The 21,169-nt window shown below is 56.2% G+C and carries 17 protein-coding genes; 8 read left to right on the forward strand and 9 right to left on the reverse strand.

The features are described from left to right. Window positions 1-152: 152 nt before the first annotated feature. The 8 genes from pcnB to acs all read left to right on the forward strand — a co-directional run bounded on the left by pcnB (window position 153) and on the right by acs (window position 9,623). Entirely contained in the window at window positions 153-1,541 is a 1,389-nt protein-coding gene (gene pcnB / locus H573_RS0103430; protein ID WP_027873040.1) for a polynucleotide adenylyltransferase PcnB, read from the forward strand. Next, a complete protein-coding gene (gene folK, locus H573_RS16880) occupies window positions 1,538-2,044 on the forward strand; it encodes a 2-amino-4-hydroxy-6-hydroxymethyldihydropteridine diphosphokinase (protein WP_036255716.1) in 507 nt (168 codons plus the stop codon). Before pcnB ends, folK begins: the two co-directional genes overlap by 4 nt. Continuing rightward, window positions 2,034-2,699 carry a deoxynucleoside kinase gene (locus H573_RS0103440; protein WP_027873041.1) on the forward strand — a complete coding sequence of 222 codons (666 nt, stop codon included), beginning with the start codon at window positions 2,034-2,036 and terminating at the stop codon, window positions 2,697-2,699. Before folK ends, H573_RS0103440 begins: the two co-directional genes overlap by 11 nt. Before the next feature lie 18 nt (window positions 2,700-2,717). Next, entirely contained in the window at window positions 2,718-3,509 is a 792-nt protein-coding gene (gene panB / locus H573_RS0103445; protein ID WP_027873042.1) for a 3-methyl-2-oxobutanoate hydroxymethyltransferase, read from the forward strand. 268 nt (window positions 3,510-3,777) lie between these two features. Then, window positions 3,778-4,662, forward strand: a complete 885-nt coding sequence (gene panC, locus H573_RS0103450; protein WP_027873043.1) for a pantoate--beta-alanine ligase — start codon at window positions 3,778-3,780, stop codon at window positions 4,660-4,662. Between the two features lie 35 nt (window positions 4,663-4,697). After that, a complete protein-coding gene (gene panD / locus H573_RS0103455) occupies window positions 4,698-5,078 on the forward strand; it encodes an aspartate 1-decarboxylase (protein ID WP_027873044.1) in 381 nt (126 codons plus the stop codon). 256 nt (window positions 5,079-5,334) lie between these two features. Then, window positions 5,335-7,494 (forward strand): FAD-binding protein, encoded by a 2,160-nt coding sequence (locus H573_RS0103460; RefSeq protein WP_027873045.1) that lies wholly within the window; start codon window positions 5,335-5,337, stop codon window positions 7,492-7,494. Between the two features lie 191 nt (window positions 7,495-7,685). Beyond that, the gene (gene acs, locus H573_RS0103465; RefSeq protein WP_027873046.1) at window positions 7,686-9,623 is read left to right on the forward strand and encodes an acetate--CoA ligase; all 1,938 of its coding nucleotides are present in this window, start codon (window positions 7,686-7,688) and stop codon (window positions 9,621-9,623) included. A gap of 67 nt (window positions 9,624-9,690) precedes the next feature. On the opposite strand, the gene H573_RS0103470 is transcribed toward acs, so the two are convergent. From H573_RS0103470 to H573_RS0103510, 9 genes are all read right to left on the reverse strand, one after another. Continuing rightward, window positions 9,691-11,484: an acyl-CoA dehydrogenase C-terminal domain-containing protein gene (locus tag H573_RS0103470; protein WP_027873047.1), complete on the reverse strand. Its 1,794-nt coding sequence runs from the start codon at window positions 11,482-11,484 to the stop codon at window positions 9,691-9,693. Window positions 11,485-11,610: 126 nt separating this feature from the next. Continuing rightward, window positions 11,611-13,362, reverse strand: a complete 1,752-nt coding sequence (locus H573_RS0103475; protein ID WP_027873048.1) for an alpha-amylase family glycosyl hydrolase — start codon at window positions 13,360-13,362, stop codon at window positions 11,611-11,613. Further along, window positions 13,359-14,582, reverse strand: a complete 1,224-nt coding sequence (locus H573_RS0103480; RefSeq protein WP_027873049.1) for a glycosyltransferase family protein — start codon at window positions 14,580-14,582, stop codon at window positions 13,359-13,361. Before H573_RS0103480 ends, H573_RS0103475 begins: the two co-directional genes overlap by 4 nt. Window positions 14,583-14,677: 95 nt before the next feature. Beyond that, window positions 14,678-15,505, reverse strand: coding sequence for an HAD-IIB family hydrolase (locus H573_RS0103485; protein ID WP_027873050.1), 828 nt, complete (start codon window positions 15,503-15,505; stop codon window positions 14,678-14,680). After that, on the reverse strand, window positions 15,502-16,389 hold the full coding sequence (locus tag H573_RS0103490; protein WP_051170969.1) for a hypothetical protein: 888 nt from the start codon (window positions 16,387-16,389) through the stop codon (window positions 15,502-15,504). The genes H573_RS0103485 and H573_RS0103490 overlap by 4 nt, the downstream gene beginning before the upstream one ends. A gap of 184 nt (window positions 16,390-16,573) precedes the next feature. Then, a complete protein-coding gene (locus H573_RS0103495; RefSeq protein WP_027873052.1) occupies window positions 16,574-17,038 on the reverse strand; it encodes an FKBP-type peptidyl-prolyl cis-trans isomerase in 465 nt (154 codons plus the stop codon). 102 nt (window positions 17,039-17,140) lie between these two features. After that, entirely contained in the window at window positions 17,141-17,512 is a 372-nt protein-coding gene (locus H573_RS0103500; RefSeq protein ID WP_027873053.1) for a hypothetical protein, read from the reverse strand. A gap of 68 nt (window positions 17,513-17,580) precedes the next feature. After that, window positions 17,581-18,528 (reverse strand): LysR family transcriptional regulator, encoded by a 948-nt coding sequence (locus H573_RS0103505; protein ID WP_027873054.1) that lies wholly within the window; start codon window positions 18,526-18,528, stop codon window positions 17,581-17,583. A gap of 154 nt (window positions 18,529-18,682) precedes the next feature. Further along, a complete protein-coding gene (locus H573_RS0103510) occupies window positions 18,683-20,869 on the reverse strand; it encodes a malate synthase G (protein WP_027873055.1) in 2,187 nt (728 codons plus the stop codon). Between the last annotated feature and the right edge of the window lie 300 nt (window positions 20,870-21,169).

The raw sequence follows: 21,169 nt of genomic DNA on the forward strand, positions 1-21,169 counted from the left end.
ATAGACGTAGTAAAAAGACCTGGGTGGGGAAGACATTGTTTTCCCCTTCTTCATTTCTGGCCCCTCAAAAACCTTTCCTTTTCCAAAAAGCGCCTTCAGTTCTGCTTGTGCTAGAATACTCGCTTTGCCCGTCCAGGCTGACATTGAGAGCAATGAGCGCAAACACCGTTTCAGGACTTTGGAAAAAACTCGCTGGTAAGCTAAGCCGTTCCAACAAAGGTTCGCACAGCCCGACGATTATCCCCCGCGACGACCATGGCGTGTCTCGCAGCATGATCAGCGACAGCGCCTTAAAGGTCATTCACCGCCTCAACCAATCGGGGCACGAGGCCTACCTTGTGGGTGGCGGCGTTCGCGACATTCTGTTGGGCGGCGACCCTAAAGACTTTGACGTCGCCACCGACGCCACCCCCGAGCAAGTACGGGGCTTATTCCGCAATAGTCGCATCATTGGCCGGCGCTTTCGTATAGTCCACGTCCGCTTTGGGCGCGAAGTTATCGAAGTGACCACCTTTCGCGGCAGCCACGATGCCCCCACCTCTCAAAGCAACCCGAAAGGTAAGCATTCTGCACGCAATGAAGCCGGCATGCTGCTGAGGGATAATGTTTATGGCAGCATCGATGAAGATGCCATGCGCCGCGACCTCAGCATTAACGCGCTGTACTACTCCAGTCGGGACTTCGCCATCTACGACTTCGTCGGCGGCATCGAAGATTTGGAGCGCAGACTCATACGCGTAATCGGTGACCCCGAAACACGCTATCGAGAAGACCCTGTGCGCATGCTGCGCGTTGTGCGCTTCGCTGCCAAGCTAGACTTCGACATTGAGGCTACAACCGAGGCGCCATTGCGGGAACTCGCGCCACTACTTAGCGATATCGCCGCGGCCCGTATGTTTGACGAGGTGCTAAAACTATTTATGGGTGGCCGCGCCCTGCAAACGTATGCCCTGATGCAGCGCTACGGGCTATTCGCCCCGCTATTCCCTGCCACTCAACGCCTGCTTGATGAAGAGTGTCCGGAAACGCAAGAGCTTATCCATCAGGGCCTGGCCAATACCGACGCGCGCATTGCCGCAGGCAAGCCGGTCACCCCGGCCTTCCTCTACGCGGTGCTGTTATGGCCGGTCGTGAAGAAACTGCATAAAGAAGTGCTGGGGGATGGCGTCCCGCCGATTCCGGCCCTTCATCAAGCCGCCGAGCGCTGCCTCCACAAGCAACAGCAACGCATCGCTATTCCCAAGCGCTTCTCGCTGCCCATGCGCGACATTTGGGAACTACAGCTGCGCTTCGAACGCCAGTCAGGCAAACGCGCCTCGCAATTAGTCGAGCATCGCTATTTCCGCGCCGGTTACGACTTCCTGCTGTTGCGCGAACAATCTGGCGAAGTCAGCGAGCAGCTCAGCCAGTGGTGGCAAGCATTTTACGAGGCGCAGCCAACAACTCGCAGCGATATGCAAAAGCACACCAACGATGCCGCCGAGCGGGAGCGCAATCGCCGCCCCAGACGTCGACGCAGAGGTCCGCGCAAGCCATCATGATTCGCTGTTATATCGGCCTGGGCAGCAACCAGGCCTCTCCGCTTGCACAAATTTACGGCGCCCTGAACGCACTGCGGCGGCTGCCGGGCAGCCGCCTAGCGGAGAGTTCTCGGTTCTATGGCAGTCGCGCTATCGGCCCTGGCGAACAGCCCGATTACATCAATGCCGTCGCCGCACTAGACACCGCGCTTTCCCCTGAAGATCTGCTTACCGCCCTGCAACGCATTGAGCATCAGCATGGTCGCAAACGCGATGTACGCTGGGGGGCACGCACGCTAGACCTGGACATTCTGCTGTACGGTGAACAACACATAGACAATAGCACGCTGCAGATCCCGCATCCGCGCATGTCCATGCGCCCCTTTGTACTCGCTCCGCTAGCAGACCTGTCTGAAGAGCTCGCCCGGCAACACAGCCAACTCAACGCGCCTGCCGACCACTGGGTAGGAAGCGAAGAACTCTGGCTTATAGGCACTGAAGAACTGTCGCAATATGCAGAATAGACCGCTGTTCAAGTCCGATGCACCACCACGCCATATCGCTATAGAGGGCCCGATTGGTGTGGGTAAAAGCACACTGATGCGCCGCCTTGCTGAATCTTTAGGCTACGCAACCCTCGAAGAGAAGGCGGAAGAAAACCCCTTTCTGGAACGCTATTATAGCAATCGCCAGCACGCCGCGCTCGCCACACAGCTGTTTTTTCTGTTTCAGCGCGCCCAGCAGCTCAGCGACCTGCAACAGAGCGACCTCTTTGCGCAGGGCTATGTCGCCGACTTCCTCTTTCAAAAAGACCCGCTATTTGCGCAACTCACCCTAGACGCCAACGAACTTGAGTTGTACCAAAAGGTATATCAACAACTTGCCGTCGACCTGCCACCGGCAGACCTTGTCATTTACCTACAAGCGCCGAGCAAGGTACTCAAGGATCGCATCCAGCAGCGCGGCGTTCGCTTTGAGCGCAATATCGACAGCCATTATCTGGAGCAGGTAAACGAGGCTTACAGCGAGTATTTTCTTCATTACAGCGCTTCACCGCTCTTGATCGTGAACGCAGAAGATATAGACTTCGCCCACAACGACCGCGATTATCAGCAATTGCTCGACTATTTGCTGGAAATTCCCAACGGCCGCCATTACTTTAACCCCACCTTTTTCTGAGTCTCCGCGAGGCCCACTATGAGCAAAACCAGCATCCCCAGCCTGATGCAGAAAAAACAGCGTGGCGAGAAATTTGCCGTTGTCACCTGCTACGACGCCAGTTTTGCCCGCTTGGTGGAGAAAGCCGAGATTGAAGTCATTCTTGTTGGCGACTCCCTGGGAATGGTTCTACAAGGCCACGACTCCACCATCCCCGTCAGCGTCGGCGACATGGCCTACCATACCGCCTGCGTGGCCCGCGGCTGCTCAGCACCACTCATCATCGCCGACCTGCCGTTCGCCAGCTACCACAGCACTCAGCAATGCCTCGACAATGCAACGCAACTGATGCGCGCCGGCGCACAGATGGTCAAATTAGAGGGCGGTGACTGGCTCTGCGACGACATCCGCCTGTTAAGTCGGGCAGGCATTCCGGTTTGCGGGCACCTTGGGCTTACGCCTCAGTCCGTGAATGTGCTCGGCGGATACCGCGTACAAGGACGCGACGATGACCAGGCCCAGCGCATCATCAACGATGCTAAGGCGCTGGAAGCTGCCGGCGCCGCAATGCTGGTGCTGGAGTGCGTGCCCCGCCAGCTGGCCAAACAAATCAGCCAGGCCCTTACTATCCCCGTTATTGGCATTGGCGCCGGCGCGGACACCGACGCCCAAGTACTGGTGCTGCATGACCTGCTTGGTATCACCGAGAAAACCGCCCGTTTTGTCCGCAACTTTGCCCAGGACAGCTCCAGCATCGAACACGCCCTGCAGCGTTATCGCAGCGCGGTGCTTGATGGCAGCTTTCCCGCCGCCGAACACGGTTTTGACTAAGCGGCTGAAATCCCTGAAACTGTTACCCAGCGAAACACTTTTGAGCGGTAACAATGCCATGAATTTTTTGTTACCAAGGCATTGAACGGCCATTGCTCTTGGGGCATACTTGCCCGCCACCGTAGAACTGGTCAGTTTGTGACCAATGTAAGCAGTGTAAACGCACTGCGGTGGAAAGGTCGCCAGCCCGCAGAATCAGCGGACTGACTTCACAGCAAACTGCCTTTACGCAAAGCGCGTAAAGATCGAGATTGGGAAGTTAGGTGGTATGAAAACATACAGCACAACCGCAGCGCTCAGGGCAGCACTTTCCGCCGCTCGCCGCGCAGGTAAAACTGTTGCCTTCGTTCCCACTATGGGTAATCTGCACGAAGGCCACTTATCGCTGGTGAGACGCGCGGCTCGCGAGGCCGATGTCGTTGTCGTGAGTATTTTTGTCAACCCGCTGCAGTTTTCCGCTAGCGAGGATCTCGGCAATTACCCGCGCACCTTGGCGGCAGACAAAGAGAAACTGTTCGCTGAGGGCGTCCAGTTCCTGTTCCAACCTCAGGTGGAAGAGATCTACCCAGAAGGCATGGAGCAACACACCAAGGTTTCCGTTCCCGCCGTGTCGGAACAGCACTGCGGAGCCAGTCGCCCCGGCCACTTCACCGGCGTGGCGACTATCGTGAACAAACTGTTCAATATGGTTCAGCCAGACACTGCGGTGTTTGGTGAAAAAGACTTTCAGCAGTTGAGCGTGATCCGCAAGATGGTTAAGGATCTCTGCATGCCCATCAACATTATCGGTGTGGCAACTGCCCGAGCTGAAGACGGTCTGGCACTGAGTTCGCGCAATGGCTACCTAGACGATAGCCAGCGCAATACCGCACCCTTGCTGCACCGCGTGCTGCAAGAAATGCGCGAAGCCATCGCCTGCGGCTACGATAGCTACAGCGACCTTGAGCTCTACGCCAAACTGGCGCTCAAGGACGGCGGCTTTGAACCCGATTATGTAAATATTTGTGATGCCCGCAGCCTAGAGCAGGTTCGCCCGGACACAGAAGAAGTTGTTATACTAGCCGCCGCTAAGCTCGGCTCAACGCGGCTTATCGACAACGTCACCCTGACCCTGAATCCCAGTGCCGACTGGGGCATGCTGGCGGCTAACTAAGCCCCGGCCGAGACCGAAGAGAAAGGAACAGCGTTATGCAGTCCGTTATGCTGAAAGCCAAACTCCATAAAGCTCGCGTGACCCATGCGGTATTAAATTACGAGGGCTCGTGCGCCATAGATGGCAAACTGCTGGACATGTCTGGCATTCGTGAGTTTGAACAGATTCAAATCTACAACGTCACCAATGGCGAACGTTTCACGACCTACGCCATTCGCGGTGAAGATAACAGTGGCATCATCTCCATTAACGGTGCAGCCGCCCACAAGGCCGGCGTCGGTGACACGATTATTATCTGCGCGTACGCGAGCTATACCGAAGCGGAGCTGCTTAACTTCAAGCCGCGCCTGATTTATATGAACGAAGACAATACCGTGAGTCACTCGAGCAACGCCATCCCTGTACAGGTTGCGTAAACTCGCTCACAGACTTCTTTAAAAGGCCCCTTATGGGGCCTTTTTTATTGCCAATTTATAGACTTGCTCACATTTCGCGAGGCTGAGACATTGCCTTGCCCCCCTACCTCGTTACTATTTGCCAGCACCTGCCGGGGCCGAGCGCCTGCGGCAGCATAACAACAATAACAACGGCAGTACCGCGCTCGCGCCATCGCAGAGATCCATCCGCTGTATGCGGCCGCGCCTCGCCTCCACTACAAAAATAAGGAAATCTATGAAGCACTTTCTTAGCAGCCGCTTACCTGCTCTGCGCCGCTGCGTGGCAGCCTGCGGCATTGTTACTGCCAGCATGTCAACACACGCACTGGACTTAGGCGCTCTATTCGGCGGCGGCAGCGAAACACTGCCACTCCCCCAAGCAGCTAGCTTTACGTATACCGCAGGTGAGCAACTTATTCCCGACAAACTCACCGCCGAGGGGATTGAGTTGACCCCCGCCGTCAACGAGGAGGCCCTTACGCACTACCGATTGTACTGGGCAGATACGCAAGGCAACAAAATCCTCAGCCTACCGCTGCTCGGCACAGCCGCGCTGATTACCGAGCTGCCAGCAGAGGGTCGTGCACTCGACTATCGATTTGACGAAGATACCACTGTACCCATCCAAGCGTTCTCTGTGCTGGCTTGCTCGGTAGGAGCAAATGGGGAGTACTGTGGCGACAGCGCTGAGGACAAGGTCGTCTATCGTTTCCGTGATAGCGATCTGCCTGGCCTACTGACAGAACTCCCTCTACTAGTTGGCGATATAGGCGGGCTTGCCACATGCCCTAGCCTAGAGATCGCCGCCAGCTGCGGCAACCAGATGTGCGACGCACTCGAGACCGCTGACAACTGCCCCGCCGACTGCGGCGATTGGCAGCTCGCCTCTTATAATTACCAAACCCTGTGCAATGAGATCCAAACACTGCACACGCCGAGTAGTGTAGAAGAAGTACAACAACTGGTGAGTGCAGCTGCCGCGGCCGGAAAACGCGTGAAGGTTACTGGCAAAGCCCATTCCGCGACCGATGTAATGTGCACCGATGGCGTGTTAATCAGCACCGCACAGCTCACTATGCACAACCCCAATATGGGCATACAGCTGGAGACTTTTGAGGGCGTCGACGTTGTCAACGTGCCCGCCGGCACGCTGATGTGGGACCTCTCGGAATGGCTGCATCCTCGCGGCAAGTCCATTGGCTACACCCACCTGGGTTACGCGTTTCCCACCGTAGCAGGGCATATCGCAACCAGCTCACACGGCAGCTCTCCCAGACACCGCACCGTGCTTTCACACAGTGTGGTCAGCATGGACGTCGTGACCGCAGACGGGCAGTTGCGACACTTCTCTCGCGGCACAACGAATAAAGACAAATGGAAAGCCCTCACCGCCAACCTCGGCTATCTCGGCGTTGTCACCCGCCTGAGAATTGAGGTGCAAGACACTAAAAACCTTCACGTCAAAGTCACCTACCACGATGACAATTACCTGTTTAACAACGGCCCCGATTCAGCCTGGGAGAACATCAAGCAGTGCGATTTCGGCCAGTACAACTGGTACCCCGGTGTTGGCAAGGTCGTGCGAACCTGCGGCAAAGAAACAACCGCCGCGGCCGAGCCCGGCGCCCAGAATCGCCTACTGAACCCCTCCGTGCCCGCGCAGATTTTCCCCTTCTTCAAACAGGCCATGCACACTGCCGCGTGTAACCCTGGTGGGTATCTCGACGGGGTAATGGAACGATTCCGTTATCTGCAGTTTGTGAATCAACCGCCTTTCAACAAAGAGCAAGACGGAAAAACGGTATTCAGCGCCGATGTTATTGGCCCCCAACACCGAATGATTACCAGCACATTGGTCGACGGCCAGGACGGCTTCTTCCAAATGGACTGGGAAGTCGCGGTTCCTCGCGCCAATGCTGCCGCCGCCATGGAATATATCAACCGCTTCCTGCACGGCCAGAACCGCAAGAACCTCGACGTTCGACTTCCTCTTGTCGGTGTCTTCACCCGCTACGCAAAAAGTGAGGACCACACTCTCATGGCCTACACGGGTACCGGCGGCCCATTTGAAGACAACAGCCATGTCGTCCACATTGAGATGCCGATCTACGTGCCGGCCGGTTTCAGCGACGCCGAGCTGGAAGCGTATATGGCGCCCTTTGTGGAGTATGTCACGGTATTGATTGAAGACTTCGGCGCCAGAGCCCACTGGGCGAAGAATCGTGAATGGGCCTTCGATCTGCAACGTGAACTCGGCGTTTACGACTACGGCAAACGCCTCAGCCGCTTTAATAAAGTGCTGGCAAAATTGGACCCCAATGGGGTTTTCGCCAATGAATACGCCAAGCGCATCGGGCTTGAATACCCCAACTTCGACTACCCCGAACACTGGTAGTTCGCGCACAGGGCCTTCGGGCCCTTTTGCCCCAACATCCGCCCATTTCAGCGGGAATATCACTAATAAACCCCCTTCGACTTTAGTCTATTTGGGCTTCAACGGCGTGTTATCAGCAGGTATGCTCAACGCATCGGTCGCTGCCCAATGGATTCCGGCAGCCACAATAAATGCAATAAACAGGATGCGCCATGACGACTTTTACCCCCCATTCCGTACCCGAAGCCTTTGCCCGTGATGCGCACATTGATCGCGATCGCTACGAAGAAATGTACCGGCAATCCATCGACGACCCAGACACCTTCTGGGCGAAACAAGCCAGTGAAATGCTGAGCTGGGACACGCCCTGGAACAATGTCTGCGAGTACGATTTCCCCAAGGGAGAAGCCAGCTGGTTTGACGGTGGCAAGCTGAATGTGAGTTATAACTGCATCGACCGGCACCTGGAAAGCCGCGGCGATCAAACGGCGATTATCTGGGAGGGCGACGACCCCAGCGACAGCGCTCACATCAGCTATCGCGAACTGCACACTGCGGTGTGCAAACTCGCCAACGTGCTGAAAGCGCGCGGCGTGGCGAAGGGCGATCGAGTATGCATTTACATGCCGATGATTCCCGAGGCGGCATACGCCATGCTGGCCTGTGCCCGCATCGGCGCCGTGCACTCGGTGGTATTTGGCGGGTTCTCCCCCGAAGCACTGAAAGACCGCATTCAGAACGCCGAATGCAAAATGCTGATCACCGCTGATGAGGGTGTTCGCGGCGGCAAGGCAATTCCCTTGAAGGAGAATGCCGACAAAGCACTCGCCGACTGCCCTACCGTCGACAGCTGTCTTGTGGTGCGCCGCACCGGCGCCGATGTCAGCTGGCAGGAAGGCCGCGACGTTTGCTACGAAGAAGCCACCCAGGCGGCAAGCGCCGAATGCGCCCCTGAGGCCGTCGAGAGCGAGGCGCCTCTATTTATCCTTTACACCTCCGGCTCAACCGGCAAACCCAAAGGCGTACTACACACCAGCGCAGGCTATCTGTTGCAGTCAGCCATGAGCCACAAATACGTCTTTGACTACAAAGACGGCGAAGTCTACTGGTGTACCGCCGATGTCGGCTGGGTAACCGGACATAGCTATATCGTATACGGCCCACTGGCTAATGGCGCGACCACGCTACTCTTTGAGGGCGTACCCACTTACCCCGATGCCTCGCGTTTCTGGCAGGTCATCGACAAGCACAATGTCAGCATTTTCTACACAGCACCCACAGCAATTCGTGCGCTCATGGGGGCAGGCGATGAATTTGTGGAGCGTAGCTCACGCAGCAGCCTGCGACTGCTGGGCACCGTCGGTGAGCCGATCAACCCGGAAGCCTGGGAGTGGTATTACCGCGTTGTTGGCGACAAGCGCTGCCCCATCGTAGACACGTGGTGGCAGACAGAAACCGGCGCGCATATGCTCACCCCCCTGCCCGGCGCCACCGACATGAAACCAGGAGCAGCCACCAAGCCCTTCTTTGGTGTTGAGCCCGCCCTGCTGGACACCGAAGGCAACGAAATTGAAGGCCCCGGTGAAGGCCTGCTGGTAATCAAACGCTCCTGGCCTAGCCAAATTCGCAGCGTCTACGGCGACCACCAACGGATGATCGACACCTACTTTAGCGCCTATCCCGGCTACTATTTCACCGGTGACGGCGCGCGTCGCGATGAAGACGGTGACTACTGGATTACCGGCCGTGTCGATGATGTGCTGAATATCTCCGGACACCGCATGGGTACCGCCGAGGTTGAAAGCGCTCTGGTACTGCACGACAAGGTCGCCGAAGCGGCAGTGGTCGGCTACCCCCACGATGTGAAGGGCCAGGGCATCTATGCCTACGTAACGCTAATGCATGATGTAGAGGGCAGCGAGGAGCTGGTTAAAGAACTCACTGCGCTGTGCGTGCAGGAAATCGGCCCCATCGCAAAACCGGACCTGGTTCAGTGGGCACCGGGGCTACCCAAGACCCGCTCCGGCAAAATTATGCGGCGCATCCTGCGCAAGGTTGCCGCCAATGAGCTGGAGAATCTCGGCGACACCTCAACACTGGCCGACCCCTCCGTTGTCGACCAGTTGATCGACCAGCGGCTCAACCGCTAACCCCATAAGCTGAAACAAAAACGGAGCCATAAGGCTCCGTTTTTTATTGCTGGCAGACAGCCATGTCTCAGTAGACAAACTCGTCTTCGCTAACATCCATTAACGCGTCAGCCCCCGCTAGCATAGCGGCCTTGTGCGTTGCGGTGCGCGGCAGCAGGCGCTGGAAGTAGAAGCGCGCCGTTTTAACCTTACCTCGGTACAGACCGTTGTCTTCACCGGCATCCAATTTCTGCTGGGCCACCTCTGCCATTTGCGCCCAAACATAGGCAAATGCGACATAACCGGAGTACATCAGGTAGTCCACCGACGCCGCGCCGACTTCGTCAGCATTGTTCATCGCTTTTTCACCCACGGCCATGGTGAGCTCGCCCCACTCTTTGTTTAGCGCCGCCAGCGGTTCAACAAATTCAGTCATCGCACTATTGTCTTTGTGAGACTCGCAGTACTTGTGAATGATTTTGGTAAAGTGACGCAGCACTTCGCCACCGCTACCCATTACCTTGCGACCAATCAAGTCCAGCGACTGAATACCAGTGGTTCCTTCGTACACCGTTGAGATGCGGTTATCACGTGCGATGCGCTCCATACCGTGCTCACTGATGTAGCCGTGACCACCAAATACCTGCATGCCAAGGTAGGTAACTTCTTGGGCAGTTTCCGTACAGAATGCCTTGGCAATGGGTGTCAGTAACTCCAACAACTTGCCCGCGTGAGCCTGCTGCTCTTCATCGCCGTGCTTGGTTAAATCCACCTGTTGAGCCAACCAGTAGATGAACGCGCGCTGGCCTTCCACAAAGGCCTTCTGAGTAAGCAGCATACGGCGCACATCGGGGTGGACGATAATCGGATCGGCGGGGCCATCTGGGTTCTTCGGCCCTGTTAAGGAACGCATCTGCAAACGCTCGCGGGCATAATCCATCGCGCCCTGATAGGCGATCTCGCCCATGGCCAGCCCTTGCAGGGCTGTTCCCAAACGGGCGGAGTTCATCAGCTTGAACATAATTTCCAAGCCGCGATTCTCTTCACCCAACAACACCGCCCGCGCGCCGTCGTAGTTCATTACACAGGTCGCCGAGGCTTTCAAACCCATTTTCTTTTCAATGGAGCCGCAATTGATGTTGTTGAAGTCGCCCATTGAGCCGTCTTCATTCACCCAGTATTTCGGCGCGATAAACAGTGACACACCCTTGGTGCCCTCCGGCGCCCCGTCAACACGCGCCAAAATGGCGTGAATGATGTTGTCGGTCATATCCTGCTCGCCACCCGAGATAAAGATCTTGGTGCCCTGCAGGGTGTAGGTGCCGTCGTCATTCTTGGTGGCCTTTGTGCGCAACAGGCCGACGTCGGAGCCACAGTGCGCCTCGGTCAGGCACATTGTGCCCGCCCATTCGCCGCTCAGCAGCTTGGGGAGGTAGCGCTGTTTTTGCTCCTCAGTGCCGCCGTTAAGCAGGCAGGTAACGGGAGCCAATGCGAGGCCGCCGTACATACTGAATGCCCAGCTCGGGGCGCCGACCATTTCACCGATCACCGTGCCAAGCGACGAGGGCAAACCCTGACCACCGTCCTCAGCAGGCACACCCAAGGCCTGCCAGCCGCCTTCGCCCCACTGGCGAAAGGCTTCCTTGAAACCATCTGGCGTAGAGACCTTACCATCAACGAATTTACAGCCCTGCTCATCACCAGTAGCGGCAATGGGGTTGACGACGTTCTCTGCGAACTTGGCCCCTTCGCTAATGATCGCATCCATCAGGTCACTGCTAAGCTGCTCACAGCCCTGCAGACCAGCATAGTGTTGTTCACTATTAAGAAAGTCATTCAAGACAAAATCGATATCACGCAGGGGAGCTTTATAATCGGCCATCACGAACCTCGTGGTGCATAATCTATTGGACAAAACGAGGCCGAAGCATAGCAGATACGCCCAAATGGTTGAGTAACATTGGGGGTCAATACAAGAACAGTTCGTGCGCCTAGCGGCCAGCCGCCCTCACTCGGCTTCAGCCGCCAGCCAGCAGTACGCATAGGGCGGCAGCATTAGGTCGCCGCGCTCGGCGCCAATCTCCGCGCCGCTGAGCAATTCCCGCCAGCGCAAGCCAGCATCGAGATTCAGCTCGGCAAGGGGCAGTCGCTGCGTGTCCGCACTGAGATTGTAGATTGCCAGCAGGGTTTGCTCTGCGCCCTCAACAACGCTCTCTCGGCGCAGGCCAAACAGGGCGCTGCCCAAGTGAAGCGGATACTGGGCGGCATTGGGGTGAAACGCCGGCTGCTGCGCGCGCCGACGAATCATCGCTTTAAGGGTTTCGAATATCCGCCGGTGATGGCTCCCTTCCGACAGCGCGCTGGCGAGTTCGTCAGCCTGCCACTGATGACGATTGATCGCGCGGTTGTGGTTGCTGTGCGCAACGCGCTGCTCATCGTTAGGTGTCGCTAAAAGACTGTGAATATAAAACGCGGGAATGCCCTGCAGGGCCAACATCAAAGCGTGGGCACAGAGAAACCGCGCCTCCTGGAAACCATCCTCACCCGCGCCTTGGCGCTGACGCATCGCATCAAACAGGCTGATATTAATTTCGTAAGGACGACTGGCGCCACTGCCCAAAGCGCGCCACGACACCAGACCACCGCTGCGCTGCATCAGTGCCACTAAATCATCAATTTCGGCGTCGCTTAATAAGCCTTCGGCCGGGCGCAAACCAATGCCGTCGTGAGAGGCAATAAAGTTAAAGTAACTGGTACCGTCCTGCGCCGCTGGCATTCCCATCATCCAGTTAGTCAGCGCGGCGCTGTCGCCGCTGACCAGCGCATTGAGCAGCAGTGGCGGCAATGAGAAGTTGTATACCAGGTGAGCTTCATTGGCGTTGCCGAAGTAGGCCAAATTTTCTCGCAGCGGGATATTCGTCTCCGTAATCAGGATGGCATCGGGCGCGGCGTGCTCAACCAAGCTGCGAAACAGCCTGACAATTTCGTGGGTTTGGCTCAAATTCAAGCAACTGCCACCGACCTCCTTCCACAGAAAGGCAACCGCATCGAGACGAAAAATCTTTACCCCCTGATCCAGGTAGTGCCGAATAATGCGCACAAACTCCAGCAGTACATCGGGGTTGCGAAAATTGAGGTCGACCTGGTCGTGGCTGAAGGTGCACCAGACATGGCGCTTACCGTCGAGCGTTTGCACCTCCGCCAGCAAATCGCTGGTTCGCGGCCTGACCACCGCAGACAGGTCCCATTGCGGGTCGCCCTCCACGAAGTAATCCTTTCCCGGGTGGCGGCGCTGCTTGTAGTTTTCAAACCACTGACTGCGGCTGGAGCAATGATTGACGACCAAGTCCGCCATTAGATCAAAGTCGCGAGCAATGGCGCTCACGTCCTGCCACTCGCCCAGCGCCGGATTCACCTCGACATAGTTGATAACCGAAAAGCCGTCATCGGAGCTCCAGGGGTAGAACGGCAAGATATGCACACCACTGATCACCCCGCGGCATTCGCTGCGCAAGAAATCGTGCAAGGTATGCAGCGGCCATTCACCCTCTTTAAGCAGTGAATCGCCGTAGGCAATCATTAAACAATCGCCCTCGTCCCACAGGTTCTTGTGTAGCTCTGGCATAAAACAACGCTGATTGAGACCCATTAGCGCGATCATTTTTTCTACGAGCTCGCCAGCATTTTCAGCGGGGTAGATATGCTCGACATGCGCATAGAGCTTGTCTTTCAAGTGCTGCTGGGCGTCGCCACCTGTCATTGGCTGTACTCGGCCATATCAGCGTCCACCGCCGCCAGCAATTCGCCAGGAAGTCGGGGCTCAGCGCTACACACGCGGTTCCAGCTCGGAATGAAGGGCGTATCCATGGGGTTGTCGAGAAAATCATTGCCCGCCTTGACTATATTGCCGGCAAACAACTCCACCGCCTCTTCCTCTCGGTGAAGGTCCAGGTCCAGGCCATTCATCACGGCGTCATTGCGATAGCTCTCAACAAAGTCCAAGGCCACGCGAAAATACGTTGCTTTGATGGATCGGAAAGTCTCGCTGTTAAACACCACCCCGGTGGTCGCCAACTTGCGAAAGATCGCCTTGGATATATCGATAGACATTTTCGACAATCCGCCGGCATCGTTATCGGCAGACAGTGATTGGTGTTTGTGGTCGTAGGCATCGGCGATGTCTGCCTGACAGAGGCGATTCGTCGAGTAATTGCGGTACATCTCCGACAGTACGCCGATCTCCAGCCCCCAGTCACTGGGAATACGCAGATCATTGAGCACGTCTCGACGCATGGAAAACTCACCGGACAAGGGGTAGCGATAGCTGTCCAAATACTCCAAGTAATCGAGATCACCAAAAATCTTCTTGAGTGAGCGAATCAAGGGAGTCACCAACAGGCGGCTGACCCGGCCATTCATCCTGCCGTCGGCAACCCTTGCATAAAAACCCTTACAAAACTCGTAGTTGAAAGCGGGGTTGGCAACCGGATAAAACAGCTGTGCAAGCAGGCGTCGATCATAGGTCAAAATATCGCAGTCATGCAGCGCGATCGCCTCACTGTCGCCCGACGCCAAGATGTAACCGAGGCAATACCAAACGTTTCGCCCCTTGCCCGCCTCGAGCGGCGCCAGCCCGCGCCCTTGAAGCTTTGCATCCAGAGCGCGCAGGCGCGGCCCATCATTCCATAACACCCTGTGACGCTGGGGCAGGCGGTTGAAAAAGGCCAGGGCGTGGCGGTACTGCGCTTCATCGGCTTGATCTAAGCCAATCACCACCTCGTTGATGTAGGGGACTTTGGCGATTTCATCAATGATATTCGCCAGTGCCGGCCCCTCAAGCTCGGAAAACAGTGATGGCAGCACCAACGCCATCGGCCGATGTTGCGCGAATTGGCTGAGCTCTGTCTCAAGGGCTTCAATGGGACGATCAACCAGGTTATGCAATGTGGTGATAATGCCGTTTTGATAAAAATCTGCCATGGGGTTTCCCTGTCGTTATTGTCCGTCTGCGCATGCCGCCTCAGTGTCCTAGTATTGTCGAGGCGGCGACTAGACGCCCGATTACCTATACATCACTAGGCATTTTCCGTGCCGTTTTTGGCGTTGTCGCCCAACAGCGCCAATACAGCGCTATTCCACCCCGCAGGGCCGACAGCATCCGTTAATTGTAGGCGCCCCCTCGGCGCAGGAACCGGCGGTGGCGCATTGGCATGGGAGCGAATCAACACCGCCTCGTCCGCCAGCGCGAGCATGGGCACATCATTCCCGCCGTCACCCAAGGCAATGGTGCGAGGTGCCTCGCAGCCCTCGACCAGACGAGGCGCCAGCCAGAGCATGGCCTGTCCCTTGTCGCAGTGGTCGCTGATATGAATAAATCGTCCGCCACGCTGAGCACGAAGCCCCTCCGCCGTTAACTGTCGCTCAAAGCGCTGCCAGCTCGCATCATCGCCCTGCCAGACAATCGGCTCAGAGTACTCCCGCTGCAAAGCTGCCACTGCCTCATTTTGGGTCAGCCCAGTTTCGTCGCACAACTCTGGTGCACTCATGTCCGCAAAGCCGCGAAAGCGAAACCCCTCCTCCGCTCGCCACTGGTGCAAGCGAGGAAGGAAATCTTCTCGGGAACGGGCCAACTGCTTTACCCGCCCCCAACGACACTCGCGCAAGCCGTCCGGCGCATTATCCGGGTAAATCACCGCCGCGCCATTTTCAACAATGTAGGGATAACGATTGTTCAGCTGCTGGCGGAGCACTGACATCTCGGCAGCCGTTTTGCTGCTATTCAATATCCAGGGGATGTTGCGCAACGCCAGCAACGCCAGCGCTTGCGCGGCCGCCGCAAACGAGTAGCTGTCGTGGTCGAGTAAACTGCCATCTAAGTCGGTAAACACAACGCTGGGCTTCACGAGTCCGCCTCCCGGTACTGTAATGCTCGCACTCGGCGTTGAGCGTCAAGCACCATGCAGGCATCGGCCTGCTCCGGCAACACGGCAATGGCATGCCGCGTTATGCGCTCGTAATGGCTGATAAACCGATGTATCTGCGCGGTGCTCATAAACTGTGCGCTGGGGTCATTCGCTCGCCGAGCCATTAGCTTCTTTTCCTGCTCACTGCGCCAGTGTGCCACACAGTCAAAGCTCGGCGCCTGCAGCATCAGCAAATAATCGAGCTCGGCAAACAGCGGTTGATAGGCTTGCAACTGCCCATTCACCCAGCGACGCCACTCTCCCGACGTGTCCTCGCCATGCTCTAGGGCATTAATTGGGTCACGCAATTCGGTATCCTGCTGAGGGGGCACCCCCAAACACCAGCCTTCAAAAATCACCACATCGACACTGCTCACCTGAGGCCATTCGACTGAGGGAAAGGCGCGATCCCGCGCTTTATCAAATCGCGGCAACGAGCACACCTGGCCTGCCCTGAGCGCGGACAAGGTGCGACGAGCCAAGGCAACATCATGCGTGCCGGGTACGCCTCTGGTAGCGAGTAAGGGGTGAATCTGCTGCGCCAATTGTTCGCGTTGCTCAGGGGAGAGGTAGAAGTCATCCAAAGAGATAGCCGCTACGCGAAGGCCACAACAGTCGCTCAAATACCATTGATAAAAGGCCGTTAACGTGGATTTACCACTGCCTTGCGCGCCGTGAATACCCAGCACGCGAACACCCTCGGCCGGGGCTGCGAGATATCGCTGAATAAAGGGCAGAAAATACTCATGGATTTGCTGGGAATACCTGGCCGGCAACGATTCACGCTGCAAAAACCCGGCAATACCAAGTTCTAATTGAGACACTCAATGCTTCTCCCTGAGTTCTTATAAGCATAATAGCCACCAATAAAAGTAGCCGCTCAAGGTAAACAAGCAGGTTTCTTGCCAGCAACGGCAATAGAGTGAAACACAAGGTAAAGATAAGGAGGGAGAACGCAGGGGGCCAAGGGGGACAGGCCGATGACTACCGGCCCGTCAAACCGCTCAATCAGTGCACGTGACCGTGAGCAATTTCCTCTTCGCTTGCCTGACGCACGTCGGCAATGCTGACTTCAAAGTGAAGCGTTTGGCCTGCCAGCGGATGGTTGGCATCAACGGTGACGTTCTCGTCATCAACCGCTTTTACAACAACCATCTGCACTTGACCACCAGCGCCCTGCGCCTGGAACTGCATACCCACTTCAATCTGCTCTACACCCTGGAAAGCGTCGCGGGGCACAGCTTGAATCAGCTCGGGGTTGAGCTCGCCATAGGCGTCGCCTGGCTGAACAGTCACTTTCAATTCATCACCCGCGGCTTTGCCTTCCAGCTCGCGCTCAAGGCCGGGGATAATGCCGCCATGGCCATGCAGATATGCCAGGGGATCCTGACCTTTTGATGAATCGAGTTCCACACCGTTGTCGTCGGTGAGGGTGTAGTGAAATGCCACCACGCAATCGTTGGCAATATTCATGGGAACCTCCCGTTAAAATGAGGCGGCAAGCATGACAGCTTTAGCCGACAAGGTCACGCGAAGCGGCGCTGCAGGCCAAGGTTTTGGGGAATATTTGTTCGATTAACTGACTGCGACCAAGTGTTCTCTCAGCCACTGGCAAGCGCTGTCGCGCGAAGAAAATAGCTCCAGTTTCAGTACATGATCACGCGGCAGGCGACGAATAACATCAAAAACCAAATCACTGCGCTGAAATTGCCGGACGATGGCGATAGCCTGCAATCCCGTAACATTGCCCATGTCAGCCTGTGCGTCAAAATCCAGCGAGAAATCTAAGGAGCCCGTGACCAACACCGCAAACCGCGGCGGCATATGCGCGCCTATCCACGCGCGAAGCTCCGTAAGGGACTGCAGTGTCAACTCACGCCCCTCGTCAACACAGAGTTCGACAATACTGCCGACTGGCCGAACGCGACCAAAACTCAACTGCTGCATCACTGACGCCCTGCAAATAAAACCGCAGTGTACGCAGCGCGGCCCCACAGCTGTATAAGTAAATCTCGCTAGCCGTGTTCGATCATTTCCTGACCCATATCGACAATGCGGCGTCGCAGCCATATATGGCCGGGGTCATGCTGCAGAAGTGGGCTCCACGCCAACTTCAGCTCAATGGGGATAATCATAAATGGCGGTTTACGAACTGCCAGCCGCGGATCTTCGGCGTACAACTTGGCGACCTGGGTAGGTAGGGTAGCAATCAGGTCGGGGTGCCTTGCCAGCAAGGCAGCCACTTGATAATGACGCGTGAACACGCGAATCTGACGCTCGTGCCCGACTTCGGCAAGCGCCTCATCAACCCAACCCAAGCGCTGACTATCTCTGTGGCTCATGCCGCGCCCAACCCCCATACCGGTCTTGCTTACCCAGATATGCGGCGCAGCAAGAAAGGCATCCATATCAAAGTTCTCCAGGGCCTTGTTCTCACTGCTCATCAAGCAGGAAAAACTGTCGCGCCAGACGGTAGCCTGGTGGAAGGATTGCGGCAAGCGATCGAAGCGGTTGACCGCCATATCGATCTTGCCCTGTTCCAAATCCTGGAAGGTCACATCAGAGGGAGTGAGGATATCCAGGGTAATATTGGGCGCCTCGTCGCGCAGCTTGAACAACAGGCGCGTCAGCAGGGTGGATTCGGCGTAATCACTCGCCATAATCCGAAATACCCGGGTACTCTCAGTCACTTCAAAGTCTGATACAGGCAGCACTGCCTGCTCCACTGAGGACAGAATATTCCGTACCTGCGGCTGCAGCTCCAGCGCACGCTCTGTCGGCGTCATCCCCTCACTGGTGCGCACTAGAAGCGGGTCGTTAAACAGGTCACGCAAGCGCCGCAAACCGTTACTCAAGGCTGGCTGGGTAATTCCCAACTGCTCCGCCGCTCGCGTGACATTTTTCTCGCGCAGAAGCACGTCCAGGTAAACCAGCAGGTTCAGGTCGATACGCGATAAATTCATGAGACTAATGACTCCGCTACTCAATATAATACGGGGTGATTATGGGCAGTTTTTCGCCACTTCGCCAGCAAAGCACATAAAAAGCAGGCAAAAAAAAGGCCCGGTAGAACCGGGCCAAGCCTCACTGACAGGAAATCGTTGTGGACCGGAGTCCTTAAGCGCCGTGCTTCGCTTTGTACTCGATACGGCGGCGGTGCAATACGGGCTCTGTGTAGCCACTGGGCTGTTTGACACCTTCAAAAACTAGCTCACAAGCGGCCTGGAATGCCACACTATCGTCAAAGTTCGGCGCCATATTGCGGTAGCTTGCATCGCCGGCATTCTGGCGATCAACAACCGCTGCCATACGCTGCATCGTTTCCATTACCTGCTCTTCACTGCAGATGCCGTGGCGCAACCAGTTGGCGATGTGCTGACTAGAAATACGCAGTGTCGCGCGGTCTTCCATCAGGCCTACATCATTAATGTCTGGCACTTTAGAGCAGCCTACGCCCTGGTCGATCCAGCGAACAACATAGCCGAGAATACCCTGGGCATTGTTATCCAGCTCATTCTGGATCTCTTCGGCGCTCCAGTCGGTGTTTTCGGCGACTGGGATGGTCAGAATATCTTCCAAAGCAGCGCGCTGACGATCCGCTAGCTGCTCTTGCTGACTGCGCACATTCACTTCATGGTAGTGCATTACGTGCAAGGTGGCCGCCGTTGGCGAAGGTACCCAGGCACAGTTGGCGCCGGCTTTAGGATGGCCAATTTTAGCTTCCATCATCTGCGCCATTTCGTCGGGCATGGCCCACATGCCTTTACCGATTTGCGCCTTGCCGCTGAGGCCACAGGCCAGACCGATATCGACGTTCCAGTCTTCGTAAGCACTGATCCAAGCCTGTTGCTTCATGTCTGCCTTGCGGACAAAGGCGCCGGCTTCCATGCTGGTGTGGATTTCATCGCCAGTGCGATCCAGGAAGCCGGTGTTGATAAAGATCACCCGCTCTTTCGCTGCGGCGATACAGGCCTTGAGGTTAACCGTGGTGCGGCGCTCCTCATCCATGATACCTATTTTCAGGGTATTGCGAGCCAGACCCAGAGCGTCTTCAACACGGCCAAACAGCTCAGCGGCAAACGCCACTTCCTCGGGGCCGTGCATTTTCGGCTTAACGATATAAACGCTGCCGGTGCGTGAGTTGCTCAGGCTGCCCGTTTTCTTCAAGTCGTGCATGGCCGCCAGTACGGTGACCATGGCATCCATAATGCCTTCAGGGATTTCGTTGCCCTGTGCATCGATAATCGCGTTATTGGTCATCAGGTGACCGACATTGCGCACCAGCAGCAAGCTGCGGCCGTGCAGTACTTTTTCACCGCCGTTGGGCGCGGTGAACACGCGGTCTTCAGCCATGCGGCGAGTCTGCTCTTTGCCGCCTTTGCTAAAGGTTTCGCTGAGGTTGCCCTTCATCAGGCCGAGCCAGTTACTGTAGGCCACGCACTTGTCTTCAGCGTCTACCGCGGCAACCGAGTCTTCACAATCCTGGATGGTGGTCAGGGCAGATTCCAGGCAAACATCTTTTACCTGAGCGGCATCGGTTTTTCCAATCGGGTGGCTGCCGTCAATCTGAATATCAATGTGCAGGCCGTTGTTAACCAACAGGATATTGCTGGGCGCAGCGGCATCGCCGATATAACCAGCAAATTTTTCCGGCGCTTGCAGGCCGGTGCTGGCGCCATTCGCCAGACTAACAACCAGGCTGCCATTTTCTACTTTGTAAGCCGTGGCATCGGCATGGCTGCCTTCAGCTAGGGCAACATGCTTGTCGAGGAAGGACTTGGCATAAGCGACGACCTTGTCACCGCGAACCGGGTTGTAAGCGCCAGCGCGCTCGGCACCGCCCTCTTCAGAAATTACATCGGTGCCGTACAGGGCATCGTACAGGCTGCCCCAGCGGGCGTTGGCAGCGTTCAGGCCAAATCGGGCATTCATCACTGGCACTACCAACTGCGGGCCAGCCAGCTCGGCGATTTCTTGATCGACGTTTTCGGTGGTGATGGTGAAATCAGCGGGCTCGGGCAACAGATAACCCAGCTCTTCAAGGAACGCTTTATACGCGGCCATGTCGGGCTTGCCCGGGTTGGCACGGTGGTAATCGTCAATCTTGGCCTGAATTTCGTCTCGCTTGGCCAACAGGGCTTTGTTCTTTGGCGCCAGATCAGCGACAATCTCAGCCAGTGCAGACCAGAACGCATCGGGCTCGATGCCGGTACCCGGGGCAACTTGCTCATTCACCAGACGGTACAAGACCTCGGCAATCTGAAGACCACTGTGTTCTACCCGGTTGATTTGCTGCGCTGACATCTGCCACTCCTTCTAGCGTCGGTGAGTCTGTAAACCGCCCTTTAAATAAGAAGCATGAATGTTAACAGCTAACACATGCAAATCAGAGATAACGGCTTAGGAGGACATCCTAGCTACCCGCCAATAATTTCACAAATATATCCACATTATGCTTGTTATTCATTTATTAAATGGCGGATGACCAGCGAGCCCAGCAGCAATTTATTAAAATAGAAATTGCTTCCACAAGTGAACCAGCACAACACCGCAGCCAAATTTCCAGAGAAAATACCGAATATAGAATCTATAAATTAGAAAAAT

Source organism: Neomelitea salexigens DSM 19753 (genome assembly GCF_000422345.1).
GTDB classification, from domain to species: domain Bacteria; phylum Pseudomonadota; class Gammaproteobacteria; order Pseudomonadales; family Spongiibacteraceae; genus Spongiibacter; species Spongiibacter marinus_A.

Excerpts from the sequence above, each read along its gene's own strand:
- pcnB (WP_027873040.1), top strand. The coding sequence starts at position 153 with ATGAGCGCAAACACCGTTTCAGGACTTTGGAAAAAACTCGCTGGTAAG.
- folK (WP_036255716.1), top strand. The coding sequence starts at position 1,538 with ATGATTCGCTGTTATATCGGCCTGGGCAGCAACCAGGCCTCTCCGCTT.
- H573_RS0103440 (WP_027873041.1), top strand. The coding sequence starts at position 2,034 with ATGCAGAATAGACCGCTGTTCAAGTCCGATGCACCACCACGCCATATC.
- panB (WP_027873042.1), top strand. The coding sequence starts at position 2,718 with ATGAGCAAAACCAGCATCCCCAGCCTGATGCAGAAAAAACAGCGTGGC.
- panC (WP_027873043.1), top strand. The coding sequence starts at position 3,778 with ATGAAAACATACAGCACAACCGCAGCGCTCAGGGCAGCACTTTCCGCC.
- panD (WP_027873044.1), top strand. The coding sequence starts at position 4,698 with ATGCAGTCCGTTATGCTGAAAGCCAAACTCCATAAAGCTCGCGTGACC.
- H573_RS0103460 (WP_027873045.1), top strand. The coding sequence starts at position 5,335 with ATGAAGCACTTTCTTAGCAGCCGCTTACCTGCTCTGCGCCGCTGCGTG.
- acs (WP_027873046.1), top strand. The coding sequence starts at position 7,686 with ATGACGACTTTTACCCCCCATTCCGTACCCGAAGCCTTTGCCCGTGAT.
- H573_RS0103470 (WP_027873047.1), bottom strand. The coding sequence starts at position 11,484 with ATGGCCGATTATAAAGCTCCCCTGCGTGATATCGATTTTGTCTTGAAT.
- H573_RS0103475 (WP_027873048.1), bottom strand. The coding sequence starts at position 13,362 with ATGACAGGTGGCGACGCCCAGCAGCACTTGAAAGACAAGCTCTATGCG.
- H573_RS0103480 (WP_027873049.1), bottom strand. The coding sequence starts at position 14,582 with ATGGCAGATTTTTATCAAAACGGCATTATCACCACATTGCATAACCTG.
- H573_RS0103495 (WP_027873052.1), bottom strand. The coding sequence starts at position 17,038 with ATGAATATTGCCAACGATTGCGTGGTGGCATTTCACTACACCCTCACC.
- H573_RS0103500 (WP_027873053.1), bottom strand. The coding sequence starts at position 17,512 with ATGCAGCAGTTGAGTTTTGGTCGCGTTCGGCCAGTCGGCAGTATTGTC.
- H573_RS0103505 (WP_027873054.1), bottom strand. The coding sequence starts at position 18,528 with ATGAATTTATCGCGTATCGACCTGAACCTGCTGGTTTACCTGGACGTG.
- H573_RS0103510 (WP_027873055.1), bottom strand. The coding sequence starts at position 20,869 with ATGTCAGCGCAGCAAATCAACCGGGTAGAACACAGTGGTCTTCAGATT.